The organism is Flagellimonas sp. HMM57 (assembly GCF_021390175.1).
Taxonomy (GTDB): Bacteria; Bacteroidota; Bacteroidia; order Flavobacteriales; family Flavobacteriaceae; genus Flagellimonas.
Genome location: NZ_CP090004.1, coordinates 1,408,729 through 1,428,604, shown reverse-complemented (window position 1 = coordinate 1,428,604; position 19,876 = coordinate 1,408,729). Strand labels below are relative to the sequence as shown.

Annotated in this window: 17 protein-coding genes; 8 read left to right on the top strand and 9 right to left on the bottom strand. The window is 39.3% G+C overall.

The features are described 5' to 3' along the window. Window positions 1-25 precede the first annotated feature (25 nt). Both LV716_RS06320 and LV716_RS06315 read left to right on the top strand, forming a co-directional pair. Entirely contained in the window at window positions 26-553 is a 528-nt protein-coding gene (locus tag LV716_RS06320) for a hypothetical protein (protein WP_163416910.1), read from the top strand. After that, entirely contained in the window at window positions 554-1,228 is a 675-nt protein-coding gene (locus LV716_RS06315) for a hypothetical protein (protein WP_163416909.1), read from the top strand. A 159-nt stretch (window positions 1,229-1,387) separates the two neighbouring features. Here the strand turns inward: LV716_RS06315 and LV716_RS06310 are convergent, their stop codons facing one another. The 9 genes from LV716_RS06310 to LV716_RS06270 all read right to left on the bottom strand — a co-directional run bounded on the left by LV716_RS06310 (window position 1,388) and on the right by LV716_RS06270 (window position 12,598). Continuing rightward, complete coding sequence (locus tag LV716_RS06310; protein WP_163416908.1) at window positions 1,388-2,527, bottom strand: acyltransferase; 1,140 nt, start codon at window positions 2,525-2,527, stop codon at window positions 1,388-1,390. A gap of 88 nt (window positions 2,528-2,615) precedes the next feature. Continuing rightward, window positions 2,616-3,680 carry a hypothetical protein gene (locus LV716_RS06305; protein WP_163416907.1) on the bottom strand — a complete coding sequence of 355 codons (1,065 nt, stop codon included), beginning with the start codon at window positions 3,678-3,680 and terminating at the stop codon, window positions 2,616-2,618. Window positions 3,681-3,689: 9 nt separating this feature from the next. Beyond that, complete coding sequence (locus tag LV716_RS06300; protein WP_163416906.1) at window positions 3,690-4,091, bottom strand: hypothetical protein; 402 nt, start codon at window positions 4,089-4,091, stop codon at window positions 3,690-3,692. A 41-nt stretch (window positions 4,092-4,132) separates the two neighbouring features. Then, the gene (locus tag LV716_RS06295) at window positions 4,133-5,599 is read right to left on the bottom strand and encodes a leucine-rich repeat domain-containing protein (protein ID WP_163416905.1); all 1,467 of its coding nucleotides are present in this window, start codon (window positions 5,597-5,599) and stop codon (window positions 4,133-4,135) included. A gap of 34 nt (window positions 5,600-5,633) precedes the next feature. Further along, window positions 5,634-7,019 (bottom strand): DUF5018 domain-containing protein, encoded by a 1,386-nt coding sequence (locus LV716_RS06290; RefSeq protein ID WP_163416904.1) that lies wholly within the window; start codon window positions 7,017-7,019, stop codon window positions 5,634-5,636. 29 nt (window positions 7,020-7,048) lie between these two features. After that, on the bottom strand, window positions 7,049-8,221 hold the full coding sequence (locus LV716_RS06285) for a leucine-rich repeat domain-containing protein (RefSeq protein WP_163416903.1): 1,173 nt from the start codon (window positions 8,219-8,221) through the stop codon (window positions 7,049-7,051). 36 nt (window positions 8,222-8,257) lie between these two features. After that, window positions 8,258-9,901, bottom strand: coding sequence for a DUF5018 domain-containing protein (locus LV716_RS06280; RefSeq protein ID WP_163416902.1), 1,644 nt, complete (start codon window positions 9,899-9,901; stop codon window positions 8,258-8,260). Window positions 9,902-9,934: 33 nt separating this feature from the next. Next, window positions 9,935-11,233 carry a DUF5018 domain-containing protein gene (locus LV716_RS06275; protein WP_163416901.1) on the bottom strand — a complete coding sequence of 433 codons (1,299 nt, stop codon included), beginning with the start codon at window positions 11,231-11,233 and terminating at the stop codon, window positions 9,935-9,937. Between the two features lie 450 nt (window positions 11,234-11,683). Then, window positions 11,684-12,598 (bottom strand): AraC family transcriptional regulator, encoded by a 915-nt coding sequence (locus tag LV716_RS06270; RefSeq protein WP_163416900.1) that lies wholly within the window; start codon window positions 12,596-12,598, stop codon window positions 11,684-11,686. 507 nt (window positions 12,599-13,105) lie between these two features. Between LV716_RS06270 and LV716_RS06265 the strand changes: the two genes are divergently transcribed. From LV716_RS06265 to LV716_RS06240, 6 genes are all read left to right on the top strand, one after another. Next, window positions 13,106-14,233: an AraC family transcriptional regulator gene (locus LV716_RS06265; RefSeq protein ID WP_163416899.1), complete on the top strand. Its 1,128-nt coding sequence runs from the start codon at window positions 13,106-13,108 to the stop codon at window positions 14,231-14,233. Between the two features lie 178 nt (window positions 14,234-14,411). Next, window positions 14,412-15,518, top strand: coding sequence for a bile acid:sodium symporter family protein (locus LV716_RS06260; protein ID WP_163416898.1), 1,107 nt, complete (start codon window positions 14,412-14,414; stop codon window positions 15,516-15,518). A 74-nt stretch (window positions 15,519-15,592) separates the two neighbouring features. Continuing rightward, complete coding sequence (locus LV716_RS06255) at window positions 15,593-16,225, top strand: Crp/Fnr family transcriptional regulator (RefSeq protein WP_163416897.1); 633 nt, start codon at window positions 15,593-15,595, stop codon at window positions 16,223-16,225. Between the two features lie 37 nt (window positions 16,226-16,262). After that, on the top strand, window positions 16,263-17,993 hold the full coding sequence (locus tag LV716_RS06250; RefSeq protein WP_163416896.1) for a SulP family inorganic anion transporter: 1,731 nt from the start codon (window positions 16,263-16,265) through the stop codon (window positions 17,991-17,993). A gap of 60 nt (window positions 17,994-18,053) precedes the next feature. After that, window positions 18,054-19,466 (top strand): rhodanese-like domain-containing protein, encoded by a 1,413-nt coding sequence (locus tag LV716_RS06245; RefSeq protein WP_163416895.1) that lies wholly within the window; start codon window positions 18,054-18,056, stop codon window positions 19,464-19,466. Then, the gene (locus LV716_RS06240) at window positions 19,467-19,850 is read left to right on the top strand and encodes a rhodanese-like domain-containing protein (RefSeq protein ID WP_163416894.1); all 384 of its coding nucleotides are present in this window, start codon (window positions 19,467-19,469) and stop codon (window positions 19,848-19,850) included. It abuts the gene before it with no gap. The last annotated feature ends 26 nt before the right edge of the window (window positions 19,851-19,876 follow it).

Below are 19,876 nucleotides of genomic sequence, written 5' to 3'. Positions count from 1 at the left end.
ATGTATCAATAAAAATAACTTGACCATGGAAACAATTACTTACAATCTTACTAGGAATGAAGGGGAAGACATTGAAATAGTTTTGAAAAACACCTGTACTGAGATTATTGCAAAACTAAAAAATGAGTTTGGCGAAGCATATGAAATTTCATTTTCCGATATAGAACCCCCAAAAGAAGATTGGTCTCATGAAATTAAGATAAGAAAAGGAGCCAAGATAGGAGCGCGGTTAGATTTAAAGTGGAAAAAGGAATCCCCTGCTATCGTAGAGATGAATGTTGAAGAATCATCAAAAATAGGCAACATCTTAATTTATGTTGTTTTAATACCCATCTCGTTAATCTGCGCATATATGGGGTTGAACAATATAGAACCTCTTGCATTTTTGCCGGGAAGAAAATTAGCAGCAGCGTTAGGAGGAATCGTTGGACTTATTCCAGGTGGGCTATTGATATATTTTTTTAAATCGATATTTCTCAAGCAGGAGAAAAAAGAAAACGACCAATTAATTCTAGATATAAGAAAGGTCATATCTATGCAAATTGTCGCTTAGATGAAAAAGGGTTTAAAAATAGGCTGTTCAGTACTAATTGTATTGATGTTAATAGCCGTTGTCTTTGGTGTTATTGCTGACCGGTCCGATGGCCCGAGACAGTCTTTTAAATTTGTGAATACAAGCAATGGTACAAAGTCGGTAACGTTTGAGATGTTCAATGCTGATGGTGAACTATCCGATGTATGGTACGTTGACGAAAAGCTTGAACCCAATTCGAGCATCATTAAAAGAATTCCTGAAGGCAAATACAAAATCAGTGTCTGGGATGATAATGATAATCTGTACAAAGAGATCATTTTTGAATTTAAACTAGAAAACCCTGATGAATCGGATTATAGGTTGTACCGATTTGATCTGGCAATGGACAAACACCATGTTTTGGTGTGTATGAATGCCCTTTATGAAGGCAATAGTTTGTCAGAAAGTATTTCAAAAGTTGCTGGAACCAATCACAATTCTTTGAAAATAGAACAAATTTACAATGGTAATTTGCCTTATCGTATTTCTGAAACATATACAGGCAGGACTTTTAAGGATTTAGGGGAAAGCCTGCCAAGAACAATAAGATCTCGTGAACTTATCTATCGCTTGTTCGCATTTCCAGATTCTTTAAGTACAAATCAAATTGATAAAAAACTTAGGAGAGGATTGCTTGACAATTATATTGATTAAGCCCTGTACAAACCTAAAAAGCTTGGTGAATATAAATAATGACTACTTTTTTTCATGGCCTCAAAGAACAAATTGGGTACAAGGGGAGTCACCTTTCTGGGATTATTTCAGTCAGATGGTTTTACATAACATTGATTAAATAGAAACCTTACTTTTATATTACTTGTTTTCACTTTTAACAGCAACATGTTTTCTCCTTATCATATAATTGATTGGTTTTGTCAACCATTTATTAATGTACTTTGCAAGTAAAAACGAGAGGATAATAGTGGATAAATACAACACGTAAATAGCTTCCTTTGGAGCCTTGATTTTATTGAAGGCACCCACCAAGGCTATAATGATGAACATATGTGTTAAATACATCTCATAGCTCAATATTCCCATTTTTCTTATGCCATTGAGTAACCAGTAGTTTTTCTGTTTCCCGGATATATGACGATAATGCATCCAAATGACCAGCAAACCGGTCCCCAAGGATAACAGTGTCACATTTAGACCAATCGAAGCTAATCCAGATCTGTAGACAAAACCTCTAAAAAATAATACCAAAACGATTAGAGCCAAACCGTTTACCAAGGCAATATTTTTATAATATGCCAATTCCTTAATTCTATGGACCGCCAAAGATGTGATGCAACCGATACCTATCGCGTCTAAGTATGCCAAATGATTACGGTCTCCCAGCTCGTTCTCTGGAAAAAACCCTGTTCTGGCCCAGGGCGATATAAATAGAAAAATCAACACTAGTGCTGCAAAGTGCCATTCCTTACGGACAATTAGGCAGAGTAGCGGAAAAACGAGATAAAAAGATTCCTCAATGGAGATAGACCATAAAATATCCCAACTGCCCGGTAAATAGCCTACTTCTAATTGCAAGTGATTCATATGAAAGGTCAAAACAGAAAAGATGGCTGTTCCCAAAGATGTTTGCTCCTCGTTGATTACAAATCCAGGAACGGACATTAAGTGCAATACAGCCAGTACCGCTAGCAATGCCAACAATAAGGGCATGATTCTGGCGATTCTTAAGATATAAAAGTCACTGGCTTTGATTTTCGTCAGATTCCCCCATTTCTTCAATGTGGAATTGGTGATTAGGTATCCAGATAAAGTGAAAAATACGATTACACCATAATACCCGCTCCAAAAGAATAAGGTGTACAACTTTTTGGGCATAAACGTTCCAAGAAAGGTATCCTTAAAAGGCACTTGAATGTTGAGGTGTAAAAGGATTACCGCCAGAATACATAAACCCCGTACTACATCTATGGCACTATTTCGTTTATTTTTTTTCAAATCACTGTACGGGTTTTTTGCAGCTATTACTGTTTAATGGCATGACATTTTTCAGCATGTCCGTCCGCAAGAAATCCGTCAATATAGGCTAATCACAGTCAATACGCTGTTTACTTCCGGGAATTACCCTTCTGTAGAACAAAGGTCCGGAAAATTCACTTCCGTTGTAAGCCTGACCAATGGTAAATTCTTCTATCATACACTTGCTATCGTGAACAGTATAGGCATAAAACCTAATTTCCCTAACCCTAGAGGTCTTTCCGTAAGCTGTTGCATAAAAAGAGTTCCAGTCCGTATTGAATTTCACCTTCTGCAAAGTTCCATCCCATCCTTTGTCTTTATAAACTTTGGACATTACTTTAACCACTTCATTCGCTAGTTTGGGGTCTTTTCGTGCCTCATCAAGGTCAGCATATTTAATGCCAGTGGATACTGTGGCGTTACCGCTTTTCACCAAGGTAAATTCGCCCGCGGCCAAGGGTCTTATCACATGATCGTTACTATTGCCAGGAATGTACTCTATGCGAACATGGTGCTCTCCCTCGGGCAGTTTATCCAATTCTTGCAACCAATACCGGGATACTGGTTCGTCCTCCGGTTTGGGGGCCAACCAGACTTGTCGTGTTGTATGGTGCAAAGATTCTTCGGTGAACTCTACATTTTGTATGGCCCAACTGGACAACTCCCCATTGATAAACAACCTATACGAAGCTCTGGCATCTCGATAGTAATCATGGCCGCGCGTCACCCATACTTTTTTCTTCTTGGTCAATAGTTGCAATCCTTCGCGATTATCATTGTCTCTTCCAGAATTGGAATAGAGGGTGTCATTGGGTATGGAACATACTAAGTACATTCTACCATAAATGTTGTCACTAACGTTCAAACGTGTTTTTAATTTTGAGGCATCTTCATTTCTAAATGGAATCTTTTCGTTGGAAAAAACGATCTTTCCAATATTGTTTCCGTGCATCTCACTGGTTATTTCCTGCTCTGGCAGGGTTTCTCGCCATGAGGCGGAAATATAATTGACCCCATCTTTCGTATATTGATAGGTTTTCTTGCCTTTATGGAACCGCTGTCCATATAAGTTTGTAGTACCAAGCCCGAGTGCAGCAAGAGCTATAACAAGCCTTATTTTTTGTTTCCTCATATGTTGTTTTTAGTTTTGATTAATTTGAAAACGATACTCCTTCTCATAGGTATTCCTGTTAGCATCTTCAAGGATTACTTGGATGATATTCTCTCTTGTATGGTCTATTTCGGTCACCAAGAAACTGTGATCGACTTCCACCTGATCGGCCTCTGGTCCTCCATAGTTATGAAGCGTAATATTCAAAGCGGGAATATGAACTGTTAGGTATTCCGCACCGTCGGAATCCGACCCTGTGATTTCTATCGTAAATTCTCCCCCCAAACTGACACTACCATCGGTATTGTCGCCAAAAGCATTTATGTTGATTTCTCCTTCAGAGTCACGTTTGGTATCTAAGTCTACGTCCGCATCACAACTTAAAAATCCTACTGCTAGCAATGCCCAGCTAAATCTAATTTTCCTATTCATCTTACTTTGTATGTTGAAATTTTATGCTTTTTATTTTTGAATTATTGTTCGCACTCGGCGGTATCGTCTTTTATAATCCCTTCTAGTTTTGGTAAATCACAAATTTCAGAGGGTATCACAGTTATCTGATTTCTATGGATGTACAAGTATTGTAATTGGGTAAGACCAGCCATTTCAGATGGTAAATTGGTAAGCTTGTTATTATCAAGGAATAGAGTCCTCAGTACACCAAGATTTCCAATTTCCGAAGGTATGCTTGTCAGAGCATTTTCACTCAAATCCAAATAAGTAAGGTTCTCAAGGTTGAAAAACTCAGGATTCAAACTATCTATTTCATTTTCTGACAAGTTTAAAAGCGTAAGACCGTTTAGTTCATTGATTGCCCCAGGAACCTCTGTAAAATCATTTTTATATAATTCTAAATAGGAAAGATTCTTAAGATTGCCTATCTCTTTTGGTAAGGAGGTCAAGCGGTTAATGCTTATAAACAACTCACTAAGGTTTGTCAGGTTTCCAATTTCAGCAGGAATTTCACTTAGTGAATTCGCAACTAAATTTAGGACTTTAAGATTCTTAAGATTGCCTATTGAAGCTGGCACGGATGTTAAGCGGTTTTGTTGTACGGATAAACTTTCAAGTTTGGTCAGGTAACGGATAGAAGCAGGTAAGGTGGTCAGGTTTTTCCCTCCAAAGGGTGGTGCGTCGTTAAATCCGTTAAAAAAGCGCAGTCCAACCACTCTACCGTTCTTAACGGTAACATTTTCCCAGTTGGAGATGTCCTCATCGTCCAAGTCCCAAGCCAAAGTATTATCGGGATTGGCATTGTACAGTTCGATCAATACCTGTCGGTCGGTAAGTGCCACGTTTACTGTAATGGTATACACTAGTGTACTGCCGTCTTGGGCAGTAACTTTATATTCTACTTTTGTACTGAAGTCTTTTGCCACTCCATTATCTGGAGAAACCGTGGAGCCCTCCGATACAACGATACTGGGCATTAAAGATGTGGTGACCGTACCGATGGGCATTTCTGCGGTTATGGTCTTCTGCTCTTCATCAATTTCTGCCTCAACATCTTCTGAAAGGGCTTCGTTGTCCGCTGCCAGGAACACAAAGGAGGTGATTTCCTTGGCACTGGACTTTCCAACAGAGACCGTAACAGCGTACTTGGCCTCACTGCCATCTTCTGCGGTAACGGTATATTCGACCGCTTCGGTAAAGTCTTTAGCCGCTTTGTTGTCAGGTGAGGTCTTTGCCTTCTCTGAAACCGTCAAGGTGGGTTTCAAGACCTTAACGTCGGTTCCCGAGGGTACCGTGGCCGCTATTGTTTTTTCGCCTTCATCAATTTCGGCCTTGATGTCTTCGGTCAGCGCATCATTATCAGCTGCTGCGAACACAAAGGCGGTAATGGCCTTGGCATCGCTTTTATCAACATTAGTGTTGTCATCGTCCTTGCTGCACGAGACCAGCACCAATAGGCTTAAAAATAAAATACTTACTTTTTTCATCTTTAGGTATATGAATTTGGTTTTTGAATACATGTTATTGCCCGCATGGAACGGAAAGGTCTTTTTGGAAAATTGTAAAATCTAAATCACAAATAACCTTTGGAACGATAGTAAGCTGGTTGTTTTGCAAATACAAGAACCGCAACTCTTTAAGATTGCCGATTTCAGCTGGAACCGAAGTCAAGGAGTTGACCGAAAGATTCAAAAATTCGAGATTTGTAAGGTTCCCTATGGAAGTAGGAACAGCTGTAAGAACATTGTTCGATAGACTTAATCTCTCAAGCTTTGTCAAACTTCCAATAGATTCAGGAATGGATGTTAGACGATTGTTTTCTAGGCGTAATTTTGTAAGATTGGTGAAACCATCTAAAGAAATAGGGAGTGATGTTAAAACATTATTGGCCAAGAATAATTCATTAAGATTCTCAAGATTTGTAATTTCAGCTGGAATCTGGGTCAAGGAATTCGAAAATAGATCGAGGATCTTCAGGTTTGATAAATTACCGATCGTAATAGGAATAGATGTTAGGGAATTCTGGTCCAAGAACAATTTTTCAAGATTTCCGAGACTCCCTATTGAAGAAGGGATATTGTTCAACGCTGTTTTTCTGAGAAATAATTCAACGACTTTACCATCTCTTAAGGTTACACCTGACCAGTTCGAAATATCATCATCTTCTAGATTCCAATCCAATGTATTATTTGGGTTCGCATTGAACAATTCTGTCAAGACCTGTCGTTCCGTAAGCTCCGTTATAAGGATACTTACACTATATTTTACCTCACTGCCATCTTCTGCAGTCACCGTATATTCCACATCATCGCTAAAATCGGCGCCAGCTTTCCCATTTGGGTCGATGACAGCACCTACAGATAGTTCAATACTGGATTTGAGGGCCGTAACGTCCGTACCAAAAGGCAGCTCAGCACGTATTGTTTTATTATCTTCATTGATTTCGGCCTCAACATCTTCTGAAAGGGCCTCATTGTCCACTGCCAAGAACACGAAAGAAGTGATTTGCTTCGAATCCGACTTTTCGACCGTGACGGTAACGGTGTACTTCTTTGTGCTACCATCCTCGGCAGTAACGGTATAGGTAACGTCATTGTTAAAATCGATTGTCATTTTTTCTTTTGGGTCTACCGTGGCATTTTCCGATAGTGTGATGCTGGGCTTTAGTGAGGTTACATCCGTACCAAGAGGTATTTCCGCAGTTATCCTTTTTTCGTCTTCGTCAATGGTCGCCTTTACGTCATCCGCTAACGCTACATTGTCGTCGGCCAAAAAGGTAAAAGCCGTGATTGCTTTGGCATCGCTCTTTTTGTCGCCACCAGCATTATTGTCGCCGTTATTGTCATCGTCCTTGCTGCACGAGGCAAGTACAAAAAGGCTCAAAAAAAGTATGCTGATTTTTTTCATGATTAAGATTTTATGGTTTTGATTTGAGTTTATTGTTCGCACACAGTGGTATCATCTCTTAAGAACACCAACAAGTCCAAGTCACAGATTTCCTTAGGAATACTGGTCAATGGATTGGATCGAATCCTTAAGTCTCTCAATACGCTAAGATTTCCAATTTCTACAGGTAAACTGGTCAACTGGTTTCTTTCTATATAAAATGAATTAAGGTTGGTAAGGTTTTCTATTTCAGATGGAAGAGCCGTAATCTCGTTCCCTGATAAAAAAAGGATTCTCAAATTGGCAAGATTTCCAATACTGGTAGGAAGACTTGTCAAGTCATTGTTAAAAATTGTCAACCTTTCAAGTTTTGTCAAATTTCCTATCTCCTCCGGTAAGCTTACAATGGGGTTATTTGAAAATTCCAACAACTTTAAGTTGACCAATGCACCCACTTCTGCAGGTAAACTCGTCAAGGAATTATCACCTAATGCCAACAGTTCTAAATTGGTAAGCTTCCATAACGAATCGGGTAAATCTGTAATCTGATTATCATCTAAGCTAAGATATCGTAGATTGGAAAGTTCACCTATCTGTCCCGGCAACTGTGTGATTGCATTACCTGAGGCAATTAAATTCACCAAATTGGAAAGTTCACCTATACTTGGCGGTATTACGGAAAGCTGTTTTTCGAATAGAATCAAACTGTCAATTTCAATGCCATCCATTGAATACACTCCTTCTAAATCATTAAGTTCACCTTCATCTAAATTCCAGCCTAGAATATTATCAGGATTTGCATCTAAAAGTAGCTTTAACACCTGTCTGTCCGTAGGGCCAGTTATGGAAACAGTTACCGCATAGGTAACTTGACTGCCATCCTCCGCGGTAACGGTATACTCCACCGCTTCCGTAAAGTCCTGTGTTGTCTTGCTTTCTGGCGAGACCTTGGTTTTTTCAGATATGGTGATGGTCGCTTTCAATGCCGTGACATCGGTACCAAAGGGTACTTCTGCATTTATTGCCTTTTCGCCTTCGTCAATGGTCGCCTTTACGTCATCCGCTAACGCTACGTTGTCGTCGGCCAAAAAGGTAAAGGTCGTGATTGCTTTGGCATCGCTCTTTTTGTCTCCGCCAGCATTATTGTCGCCGTTATTGTCATCGCCCTTGCTGCACGAGGCAAGTACAAAAAAAGCTAGGAATATTATGCTTAGTCTTTTCACGGGGGTATGATTTTTTGCTTTTATGTATGGTCTAGGTTATTGTTCGCAGATGGCGGTAGAGTCCCTAAAGAAGTTTTGTATACCTAAATCACATATAGCCTTTGGTATCATTGTAATCTGATTTGATCGTAGGTCTAAAAAATTGATATTGAAAAGGTTGGCCAGCGTATCTGGAATTTGAACAAGTTCATTGTTCGACAATATCAAAGACTGTAGATTTGATAAATCCCCCAAGGTATCGGGCAAACCGGTAAGAGCATTATGCTGAACATCCAATAGTTCTAAATTGGAAAGGTTGCCTATCGTATCCGGAAGTGTTGTTATTGAGCTATAGCCCAAGTTAAGAATCGTCAAACTAGAAAGACTTCCAATGCTTTGAGGTATGCTCAAGCCTTCATTCCGTGATAATTCTAAACGTTGAAGATTCTTTAGATTACCAATGTTGGAAGGTAAGTTGGTCAATTGGTTCGAAAATAAAAATAGAGACTCCAAGCTTTCCAGTTCGGACAAAGCATTTGGAAGCTCAGCAATTTGATTTGAAGCCAACTCTAGTCTTTTTAGCTTTTGTAGTTGGCCAATATTTGCCGGTAAACCTGTTATCTTATTTTCGGATAACGAAAGATCCTCTAAATCTGGATATTCCAATACAATGCGGGGAAACTGGTTAAAGTTACAGCTTGAAGCATATAGCCCCTTTAGCTTTTTGAGACTGGCAAGCTCTTCTGGAATCTCGGATAGCAAACGATTATTGCCAATGGAGATACGCTGCAATGCTATCAAACTTCCTAGTTCTTTTGGAATGTTTTGTAACTCATTGGAGGATGCCAACAGAATTTCAAGCGCTTTCAAATACTTTATTTCGGGTGGCAATTCTCCAATGTTGCTTTGACCAATATTTAGCCTATAGACCCGTCCGTCTGCATTTAGCTCCACCCCGGACCACTGGGAAAGGTCCTGCTCTTCAAGGTCCCAATCCAAGGTATTACCCGGGTTGGCATTGTACAGTGCAACGAGCACCTCACGGTCGCTCAATGCCACATTTACGGTAACCGTGTACTCGATTGAGCTCTCATCGTTAGCCGTTACCATGTAAGTGACCGTCTTGCTAAAGTCCGTTTCTATGGAACTATTAGGGGCAACCTTTGCCCCTGCGGAGATTTCGATATTGGGCACCAGTGCCGTTACATCTGTCCCCGAAGGAACTTCTGCAATAATGGTCTTTTCGTCTTCGTTAATGGTCGCTTGCACGTCTTCGGAGAGTACTGCGTTGTCCTCGGCCAGGAACACAAAAGACATAATTTCTTTGGCCCCAGAGGTGGCTATGCCAATGTTCACTAGGTACTTGTCGGTGCTACCATCTTCTGCAGTGACCATGTATTCCACTTCTTCCGTAAAGTCTTTGACGGCTTTGCTATCTGGCGACACCTTGGCTCCTTCGGATACTGTGATGGTAGGTTTAAGTGCCGTTATATTGGTGCCAAAAGGCACTTCTGCATTTATCGCCTTTCCGTCCTCATCAATTTTGGCCTTTACATCTTCGGTCAATGCTTCATTGGCCGTAGCCGCAAATACAAAAGCAGTGATTGCCCTAGCACTGCTCTTTGCGTTATCGTTATCATCATCCTTACTGCAGGAAACAAGTACAAATAGGCTTAAAAATAGAATGCTCAGTTTTTTCATCTGTAGGGTTATTAATTTAGTTTTGAATACATGCTATTGTTCGCACTCGGCTGTGCTATCTTTTAAAAAAGTCTCTATGTTTAAAGCGCAGATTTCCCGGGGAATAATCGTTATTTGATTGTTAGCTACCCAGAATACCGCAAGTTTTGTAAGCTTGCCCATTTCGGGAGGCAACGATGTCAGGGAGTTTTCGGTTAAAAATAATAGTACAAGATTCGTTAGATTACCGATCTCGGAAGGTATCGACGTTAAGGAATTACCTGACGCCGACAAATCTACAAGGTTCGTTAGATTGCCAATCTCGGAAGGCAACGATGTCAAAGAATTTTTAAACAAGCTCAAGTCTACAAGACTTGTCAGATTACCAATCTCGGAAGGCAACGATGTCAAGGAATTTTCATCCAAGTCCAAGATTTGAAGACTTGTCAGATTACCGATCTCCGGAGGCAACAATGTCAGGGAATTTTTTTTCAAACTCAGGTTTTCAAGATTCGTCAGGTATCCTATTGTGGCAGGTAAGTTGTCCAAACCAGCTCCATCTATATCAAGCCTCACAAGCCTATCGTTGTCGTCGAGCGTTACTCCGTCCCATTTAGCAATATTAGCCTCTTCAAGGTCCCAACCGAGTGTATTGTTCGGGTTCGCATTATATATACCAACAAGTGCCTCTCGTTCCGTAAGCGGCCTTGTAACGGCTGCAGTATACTCGACTTTAGTATCGTCCTCCGCAGTTACCGTGTAGGTGATCGCACTGCTAAAGTCCGTCAACACCTTTTCTTTAGGGTCAATGGTAGCTTTCTCAGATATGGAAATGGTCGGTATAAGAGCGGTCACATCAACTTCCGTGGAAACCGCTATCGCAATGGTCCTTGCCTCAGTATCAATAGATGCTGAAAGGTCGTCGGACAAGGCATCATTGTCCGCTGCCAAGAACACGAAAGAAGTAATCTGTTTCGCATCCGACTTTTCGACCGTGACCGCTACGGTATATTTCGCTGTGCTGCCATCCTCACCGGTAATGGTATAGATAACGTCGTTGCTAAAATCAGTTGCCGTTTTCTCCTTTGGATCTACTGTGGCATTTTCCGATATTGAGATACTTGGTTTTAGCGTCTTGACATCGGTATCCGAAGGCACTTTGGCGTTTATCGTTTTTTGGTCCTCATCAATTTCGGCCTTGACATCTTCGGTCAAGGCTTCATTGTCGGTAGCGGCAAAGGTAAAGGCGGTGATAGCGGTGGCTCCACTTTTCTTGCTAGCTTCATTATCATCATCCTTGCTGCAGGAGGCCAGCACAAATAAGCTTAAAAATAAAATAATGATCTTTTTCATATTTACTTTTTTAAATGGGGTTTTGACTATGCGAGTTATTGTTCGGGTGCCGCAGATTTATTCTTTTGTATACCTTGCATGTTCAGGGTATATGTTTCTTTTGGCATGTAAATTTGATGTGGATTCAATCATTTGCTGATTCTAAAAAAGAAGGTTATGCTGTGATTGTCTGGTCGATCTTATTTTTGAATTTGGCAGCTGCCAAATCTTTTTGCGTCGAATTAAATATGTAAGTTTCTAATGGATATAAGTTTGATTTTTTCAAGGCTTAAGTTTTGGAATTAGTAACGATTTCGCTAAAACCCGACCGTAAAATTAACCAGGGCTTTATCCAAGAACTCGTCGAAAAATTAAGATTTTGGTTTTTTTGTAGATTATCCTTCTTAAGGACTCACCATCAACTTTGCACAGAGCAAGTATGTAAAAGTGAGACGGACCCAGACTTAAGCTTTAGGTACGGTAGTATGAGGGTGGACGACCATATGCTTTTTTAAAGACCTTACCAAATACGGTTGGGTCGTTGTAACCAAGAATATCCGATATTTCGCTTAAGGAGAAATGACTTTCCTGAACATATATCTTGGCCTTAGCCATTTTTAGCCTATTGATATATTGGTGCGGCGTTTTGCCATAAATCTTTTTAAAAGAGTTGTATAAGTGATAATTGGAAAGTGCGGATACCCGTGATATATCATCCAAGGATATGGGATTCATTAAATTATCCTGAATATAATCGTTTGCCACCAATAGACGTTTCAATGTTTCTAGCTTAGTGGAAGATTTTTTCGCTTCAATATGAGAGGCAAGGTCATATCCCCTATGTTGGTCTTGATAGATGGCCTGTAGCACTTCCATACAAAGTTCTTCTGCAGATGTAAACCTATAATCGCCATTATTGCTCAATGTATGGACAACTTGTAGGAGATTTCCAGAACGATAATAATCCGCGCCAAAAGTTTGTTCCATAAAATAAGTTTGTTCCGTAACAATTTGAAATGGATCATCGAGGAGTTTACGTTGCGATGCACTGATATAATGATCGAATTGCTTCTTAAAACTATCACAGATTACCATGCTCAGCACATCGATATATTGCTTTTTTTCGTTAACATATTCCCACCCTATACTCGGATTGATTGCTATAAACTTATTGGCCTCTACTTTTACACGTCTATCTGTACATAGTAATTCACCCACGCCATCTTTAAAATATATTATGGTTAGGTTGTTGTTGTCAAAAGTAAAATGTGAAAGGGGAGCACAAAACCGCATCATGTAGTTTTCCTCTTTCCTAAATACTGGTGGGATCTTGCTGTTTCTTTTTGAAAAATGGTCGTAGTAATTGTCGGCATATTTGGAAATCATCTAACCTCAATCTTAAAGTTTTAAAAACCAATGACATTCCGATGATCCTTTTAGGCATATCCAAACCAAGACATGACGTAAATAGTATAAGTTGCTTTCAAATACTTATTATTGAGTGTTTTATGATGATGCTATTTTCAAATAACCAATGATTGTACTGAAAACAAAAACATGAAAAGTCATTATATTTTGAATTCCAAATATGAAAGAACCAATAGGTGACGAAGTCTCATTTTGTAACTAATGAGACTTGTTTTAACAAAAAACCGATGAAAATTTAACTTTTTATAATCAAGATGTTTAAGAAAACAATAGGAATCCCTTGGGCACACCATACCTTTTAAATATCAAATGGCGCCAATCAAAATAGAAAAGGAAAACTTTTAAATCTTGATTGTGAGTTGTTTTTTGGTTTATCCGATTCAATTCTCAATTTTTAGTTGAAAGCAAGTGTTTATATATTTGGGGCTTTTGTAAGACCATAAATTTCATAAAAGCAATTAATTCATGGATGAACAACAAGTAGTTGGACTTATAGCCTTAATGCTTTATTTGTTGATCGTTATTTTTCCATTTCTGTTGCTTCCCATTATATTCTTTAAAAAGAACAAAGAGCTTCATGATAAGGTTTTAATTGCTTGGCTAAGTATGAGCGCCGTCAACTCGCTTATAGAAATCTTGAAAATTGTTGAACCTTCAACTTCGATACCGCTGCTTGTTGATATAAATAAATCTTTCCTTTTCCTGAATCTATTTTTCTTTTATGCTTATGGTAGAAGTGTCCTGCAAGAGGAGTTTAAATGGAATCGAATACTTACGATTACCCTTGTTCCATTTACTATTTGGACGTTAATGGGTATAGGTATTTTGGGTTATATGAATGTACCCCAAAATGAAGTGTTTGAATATACTGCTGTCACGCTTGAATATCCCTTTTTGTCCAGTTTAGTACATGCGCTGTTTTTAGTGGGTACTTTGCTAATTAGTATTGGTGTCTTTCTTGAAAAAAGGAAAATAGTTAAATCGGACAACAACCTGATTATCCTAGTACATACCAGTAACCTTCAGAAGATATTGGTAATCCTGACCTCCATTTATTTTTTGTTCGCAATATGGGAATATGTCATATCCAAGTTGGTGGAAAACGATGATTTTGAGTTATTCTTGGGAACTTTTCTATTGTCTGTTGTTGTTATTTTGATTTTTGTTTTAAGCTTTTTGTTTTTTAGGCAAAAGGGCGTATACAAAAAACGGAAAGCAATACTGGAATTAACTGAACCGATCAAGCAGTTAGCGAGCAAAATAAAAATACTTATGGAAAAAAATAAACCTTATTTGGATGCTGACTTCTCTGTTTCTAAGCTTGCTGTGCTATCTGGTGAGTCGCCCCAGAAAGTATCCGAAGCGATTAAGGCCAGCACTAATGAAAACTTCTTTTCTTTTGTAAATAAATATCGGGTAGAAGAGGCCAAAAATCTGTTTCAGAATATATCCTATAAAGACTATACCTTGGTTTCGATAGGTTTGGAGTCTGGTTTTAACTCTAAAGCAACGTTCAATAGGGTCTTTAAAAATGAAACAGGTATGACGCCATCGGCCTATTGCAATAAGGTTAAATCCTTAAAGGGGTATTGACCAGTACTGAACGTGCATGTTTTTGCGGCTATAAACTTTCTTTCTTTAAAAGGTACATTGAACTTCGAGAAAGAATTTTTTTATCAAGTTTTTTAACGTATTCTTAGGGTGTAATTGGTTAACCAATTCCGTATTTTTATGATGCTTTGACATCAATTGGCATAAGCACTTAAGATTAATGAAAAAACTGTATACTGTTTCGGGTATTGTATCCTTGGTTAGTCTCTTAACTACAATTTTACTTCTACTGGTGGGGCATACCCAACAAACAGGGCCATCACTGATCCTGCTCTTTTTGTCTTTAGCTCTGGCGGCAAGGGGGCATAAAAAATTTAAAGGCTTTTCTTTTACCATATTAATATTTGCTGCAGTATCCCTTTCCATGTATTACCCTTCTTATTTAATAGAAATTAGTGGCTTTCAAATGAAAGTTTTGATTGTGCCATTACTACAGATTATTATGTTTGGTATGGGAACCGCAATGAGTTTAAATGATTTTGTAGGGGTCATTAAAATGCCCAAAGGAGTACTGGTTGGACTTATTTGCCAGTTTACGCTCATGCCCATCTTAGGACTTTCAATTGCAACTTTGTTCGGCTTTCCTGCAGAAATAGCGGCAGGCGTAATATTGATAGGTTCATCACCAAGTGGATTGGCATCTAATGTTATGGTCTATTTAGCCAAAGCGAACGTTGCACTTTCTGTAACACTTACAGCTGTTGCCACGTTGATGGCCCCTTTAATGACTCCTCTATTGATGGATTTGTTTGCAGGTGAGTTTGTGCCCATAGATTTTTTGGGGATGATGTTGAGCATTGTCAAAATGGTCATTTTACCTATCATAGCAGGGTTGCTGTTCAATCACTTTTTTAAGGGCAAGGCCAAATGGATGGATAAAGCAATGCCTATTGTTTCTATGGCAGGGATAACCTTGATTATTATGATTATCACGGCTTCCGGGAGAGATAGCCTACTTTCTATTGGATTATTTCTAATACTTGCAGCGATACTTCATAACTCAGCTGGCTACTTTTTGGGGTATTGGGGTGGGCGTCTGTTTAGAATGGAGGAAAAAGATTGCCGCACCATTGCCTTAGAAGTAGGAATGCAGAATGGGGGACTTGCCTCTGGTATTGCCTTAGAGATGGGAAAAGTAGCTACTGTAGGTTTAGCTCCTGCTGTTTTTGGACCTTGGATGAATATTTCAGGGTCTTCGTTGGCAACGTATTGGAGAGATAAGGGTCTTGAAAAGAAGAAAATACCGCATAAGCGTAAGAAGGACTAATCCTGAATCCCAGTACCTAAAAACCAAAAAGATTCTTTCAAAACAATTACCTTAGAAGAATAATCTTTAGCTCAATGACGGAAGAATTCCTAAAAACTTTTGGAGCCCATTTTGAAAAACCCCTACTTGATGAAATTGCTGAAGTTGGTAATAGTATTGAAGTATCGGCAGGAGATACTATAATGGAAATTGGTAACTATGTAAGGGCCATGCCATTGCTTTTGGTCGGTGCCATAAAAGTTTTGAGAGAAGATGACGAAGGGGATGAATTGCTCTTATATTATCTTGAGCAGGGAGAAACCTGTTCTATGTCCCTGGCTTGCTGTATGGGATCAAAAAAAAGTGAAATTAGGGCCATTGCCGAGACGGATGCGAAGATACTCATGGTGCCTGTGCACAAAATGCAAGAATGGATGGCCAAATACAAAGGATGGCGAAACTATGTGTTCGAAAGCTATCATTCCCGGTTGAACGAACTCTTGAACACTGTGGATACCATTGCCTTTAAGAATTTGGACCAACGACTTTTAGAATACCTGAAAAAGAAATGCCAAGTCACCAATGATACCAACATTTGGAATACCCATCAAGAAATTGCGTATGATCTGCACACTTCTAGAGTAGTAATTTCCAGATTATTGAAAAAATTGGAAAAGATGAAAAAATTAAAACTCCATAGAAGCCACATTCATCTCTTGGATGTGTAGGTTTATAATCTGTGCTATTTTTATAAAAAATTGGTGAATGCTCAAACGCTACTTTCCATTTTTAACTTGGATAACAACGTATAAACGTTCTTTCTTATATCGGGATTTAATTGCTGGTGCCACCTTGGGAGTGCTCTTGGTACCGCAAGGAATGGCTTATGCGATGATTGCCGGGATGCCTCCAATTTATGGACTTTATGCTGCCCTTGTTCCACAATTCATATATGCGTTCACAGGAACATCAAGACAATTGGCGGTTGGCCCTGTTGCAATGGATTCGCTTTTGGTGGCCACTGGTATCGGTGCATTACAACTTTCTAACATTCAGGATTACATCGCCGCGGTAATCTTTCTAACCTTTATCATAGGGAGTATTCAACTCTTGCTTGGGTTTCTAAAGATGGGCTTTTTTGTTAATTTTTTGTCCAAGCCCGTTATCAATGGTTTTACATCCGCAGCAGCTATTTTGATTGCATTGGGCCAATTGAAACATGTATTGGGAATCACTGTTGAACAATCTAGCAAACTACATACCCTTATCGCAAATACGATGATAAATATTAACGAAACAAACTACTATGCCCTGGGCTTGGGCGCTGGTGCAATGTTATTTATCTATTTATTGAACAAAACAAGCAACAGGATACCTACACCATTGTTAGTGGTCGTTATAGGAATCTTGACCGTTTTTTTCCTTGGCTTGGAAGAACAGCATATTCGGATTGTAGGTGATGTTCCAAGTGGACTGCCCAAGTTTCAATCCCCAAATATGCAATTGGGTGTGTTCGGTCAATTTGTGCCCATAGCATTGACCGTGGCTATTTTCGGATTCATGGAATCTATGTCCATAGCAAAGACGGTAGAAGAAAAGCATCCGGAATATGAGTTGGATGTCAATCAAGAACTTAGGGCATTGGGGCTATCAAATCTTTTAGGGTCTTTATTCCAATCCTTTCCAGTATCGGGTAGTTTCTCAAGAACTGCAATAAATGATCAAGCCGGCGCCAAAACAGGTATGGCGCTCATCTTTAGTGCACTTCTCATAGGGTGTACGTTACTGTTTCTTACTCCATTATTTTACTATTTACCAAATGCGGTGCTTGGGGCGATTATTATTATGTCAGTGGTGAAGCTTGTCAATTTCAGTTATCCTGTAGTACTGTATAAACATCGAAAAGACGAATTCCTATTGCTGGTAATCACGTTTTTAATCACCCTTTTTATTGGTTTGATGGAGGGTATCCTATTAGGGGTTCTATTCTCGTTGTTTTTGTTGGTATACCGTATTTCCCGTCCGCACATAGCAATATTGGGCAGGATTAAGAACACGGAATATTTTAAAAACATCCATCGTTTTGATGAGGTTGAAGTAGATGCGGATAAATTGATTCTAAGGTTTGATGCACAACTTTACTTTGGAAACAAAGACTATTTCAAAAAAGAACTCGACAGACAAATTGAAAAAAAAGGTCCAGAATTAAGGTATGTCATTTTAAATGCTGAAGCCATTAATTATATTGATAGTAGTGCGGCATTAATGATGGAACGTATCGTTTTGGATTTGCGTGCCCGTAATATTCAATTTTTTATTGCGGGAGCAATAGGGCCTACCCGAGATATTTTTTACAGCAGTGGACTTATCAATAGCATTGGAAAAAAGAATCTTTTTGCCCGTACTTTTGAGGCCGTGACCTATTGTTCGGATCAAAAGGAGAGAAGTAAAATCGAAAAGAAGATTTCATTGCAATCCAAAACGGGGGATTTGTAACTTTGGTAACATCAAAGTAGTACGATCAATACTATCTTTGGACGCAAAAATCAACTCAAAATGAATATAGAGCAGATATATACCGGATGTTTGGCCCAAGGAGCCTATTATATAGAAAGTGATGGAGAGGTGGCCATTATTGATCCGTTACGAGAGGTGAAACCCTATATAAAAAGAGCAGAAAACGACGGTGCTACGATAAAGTATATTTTTGAAACCCACTTCCATGCCGATTTTGTGAGCGGACATGTAACACTGTCCAAAGAGACGGGTGCGCCAATTGTTTACGGTCCAAATGCAAACCCATCTTATGATGCTATTGTTGCGGAAGATGGTCAAGAATTCAAATTAGGAAAGTTGATAATAAAAGTCTTGCACACGCCTGGCCATACTATGGAGAGCACCACCTATCTCTTAAAAGATGAAATGGGAAAAGACCACGCTATTTTTAGTGGCGATACTCTGTTCTTGGGAGACGTAGGAAGACCGGACCTAGCACAAAAGGCTGCTGATATGACCCAAGAAGAACTTGCGGAAACTTTGTATGACAGTCTTCGAAAAAAAATAATGCCCCTTGCCGATGACGTTATCGTGTATCCTGCTCATGGTGCAGGTTCCGCATGCGGAAAAAACATGATGAAAGAGACGGTCGATACGCTTGGCAATCAAAAACAGATGAACTATGCACTCCGTGCCGATATGACCAAAGAAGAATTTATCAAAGAAGTCACGGACGGTCTATTGCCTCCGCCTCAATACTTTCCTTTAAATGTGAAAATGAATAAAGAAGGCTATGAGGATATAGATACGGTATTGGAAAGAGGTACAAGAGGATTGTCTCCAGAAGCTTTTGAGGCTGCTGCCAATGAAACGGGAGCAGTGATTTTAGATGTACGCCACCAAGACGATTTTGCTAGGGGACATGTGCCGAGGTCAATTTTTATAGGACTTGGGGGAAGTTTCGCTCCATGGGTAGGTGCTTTGGTCGCAGATGTAAAGCAGCCCATACTTTTAGTGGCTCCAGAAGGAAAAGAAGAAGAGACCATTACCCGTTTGTCCAGAGTAGGTTTTGATGGCACTTTGGGATTTTTGAAAGGAGGTCTTGAAGCATGGAAACAAGAAGGAAAGCAGATAGACACGGTAAAAAGTATAAGCGCTGAAACATTTAAAAAAGTGTTGACTGAAAAAGTTCCTGTTTTTGATGTGAGAAAAGAAACCGAATTTTCTGCTGAACATATTGAAGGTGCAGCTCTGGCACCCTTGGATTTTATCAATGAACACTTAACGGAATTTCCTGAAAACGAAACATTTTATGTTCACTGCGCCGGGGGTTATCGCAGCATGATTGCCGCTTCAATCCTGAAAAGTAGAGGCATTCACAATTTGTTTGATGTTGCCGGGGGCTTTAAGGCCATAAAAGAAGCAGGAATACCGGTCACGGATTTTGTTTGTCCCACAACATTAAAATCATAAATGAGAAGTTTGACCATAACCACACTAGTCGTTTTTTGCTTTTTACAAATAACGGCTTGCCAGTCACGACAGCAGCGCACCATTGTCAAAATAGATAAGAAAACAGTACTGGAAAAAGTTATTGGTGCCGATGTGCAATTTATTGATGTTAGGACCCCTAAAGAATACCAGGAAGGACACATAGGACATGCGTTAAATTTCAACATAAAAGACAGTATTACTTTTCGTAAACAAATAAGTACCCTAAATAAGAAGGAGCCCGTTTACCTCTATTGTCGAAAAGGGGGCAGAAGCAATAAAGCTTCCCAAATACTAAAAGAAAATGGATTTAAAATCATCTATGATTATTCAGAAGGCTACAATGATTGGAAAATGACCGAATAGTAGTACAGCTTACTGTAACAAAGTGT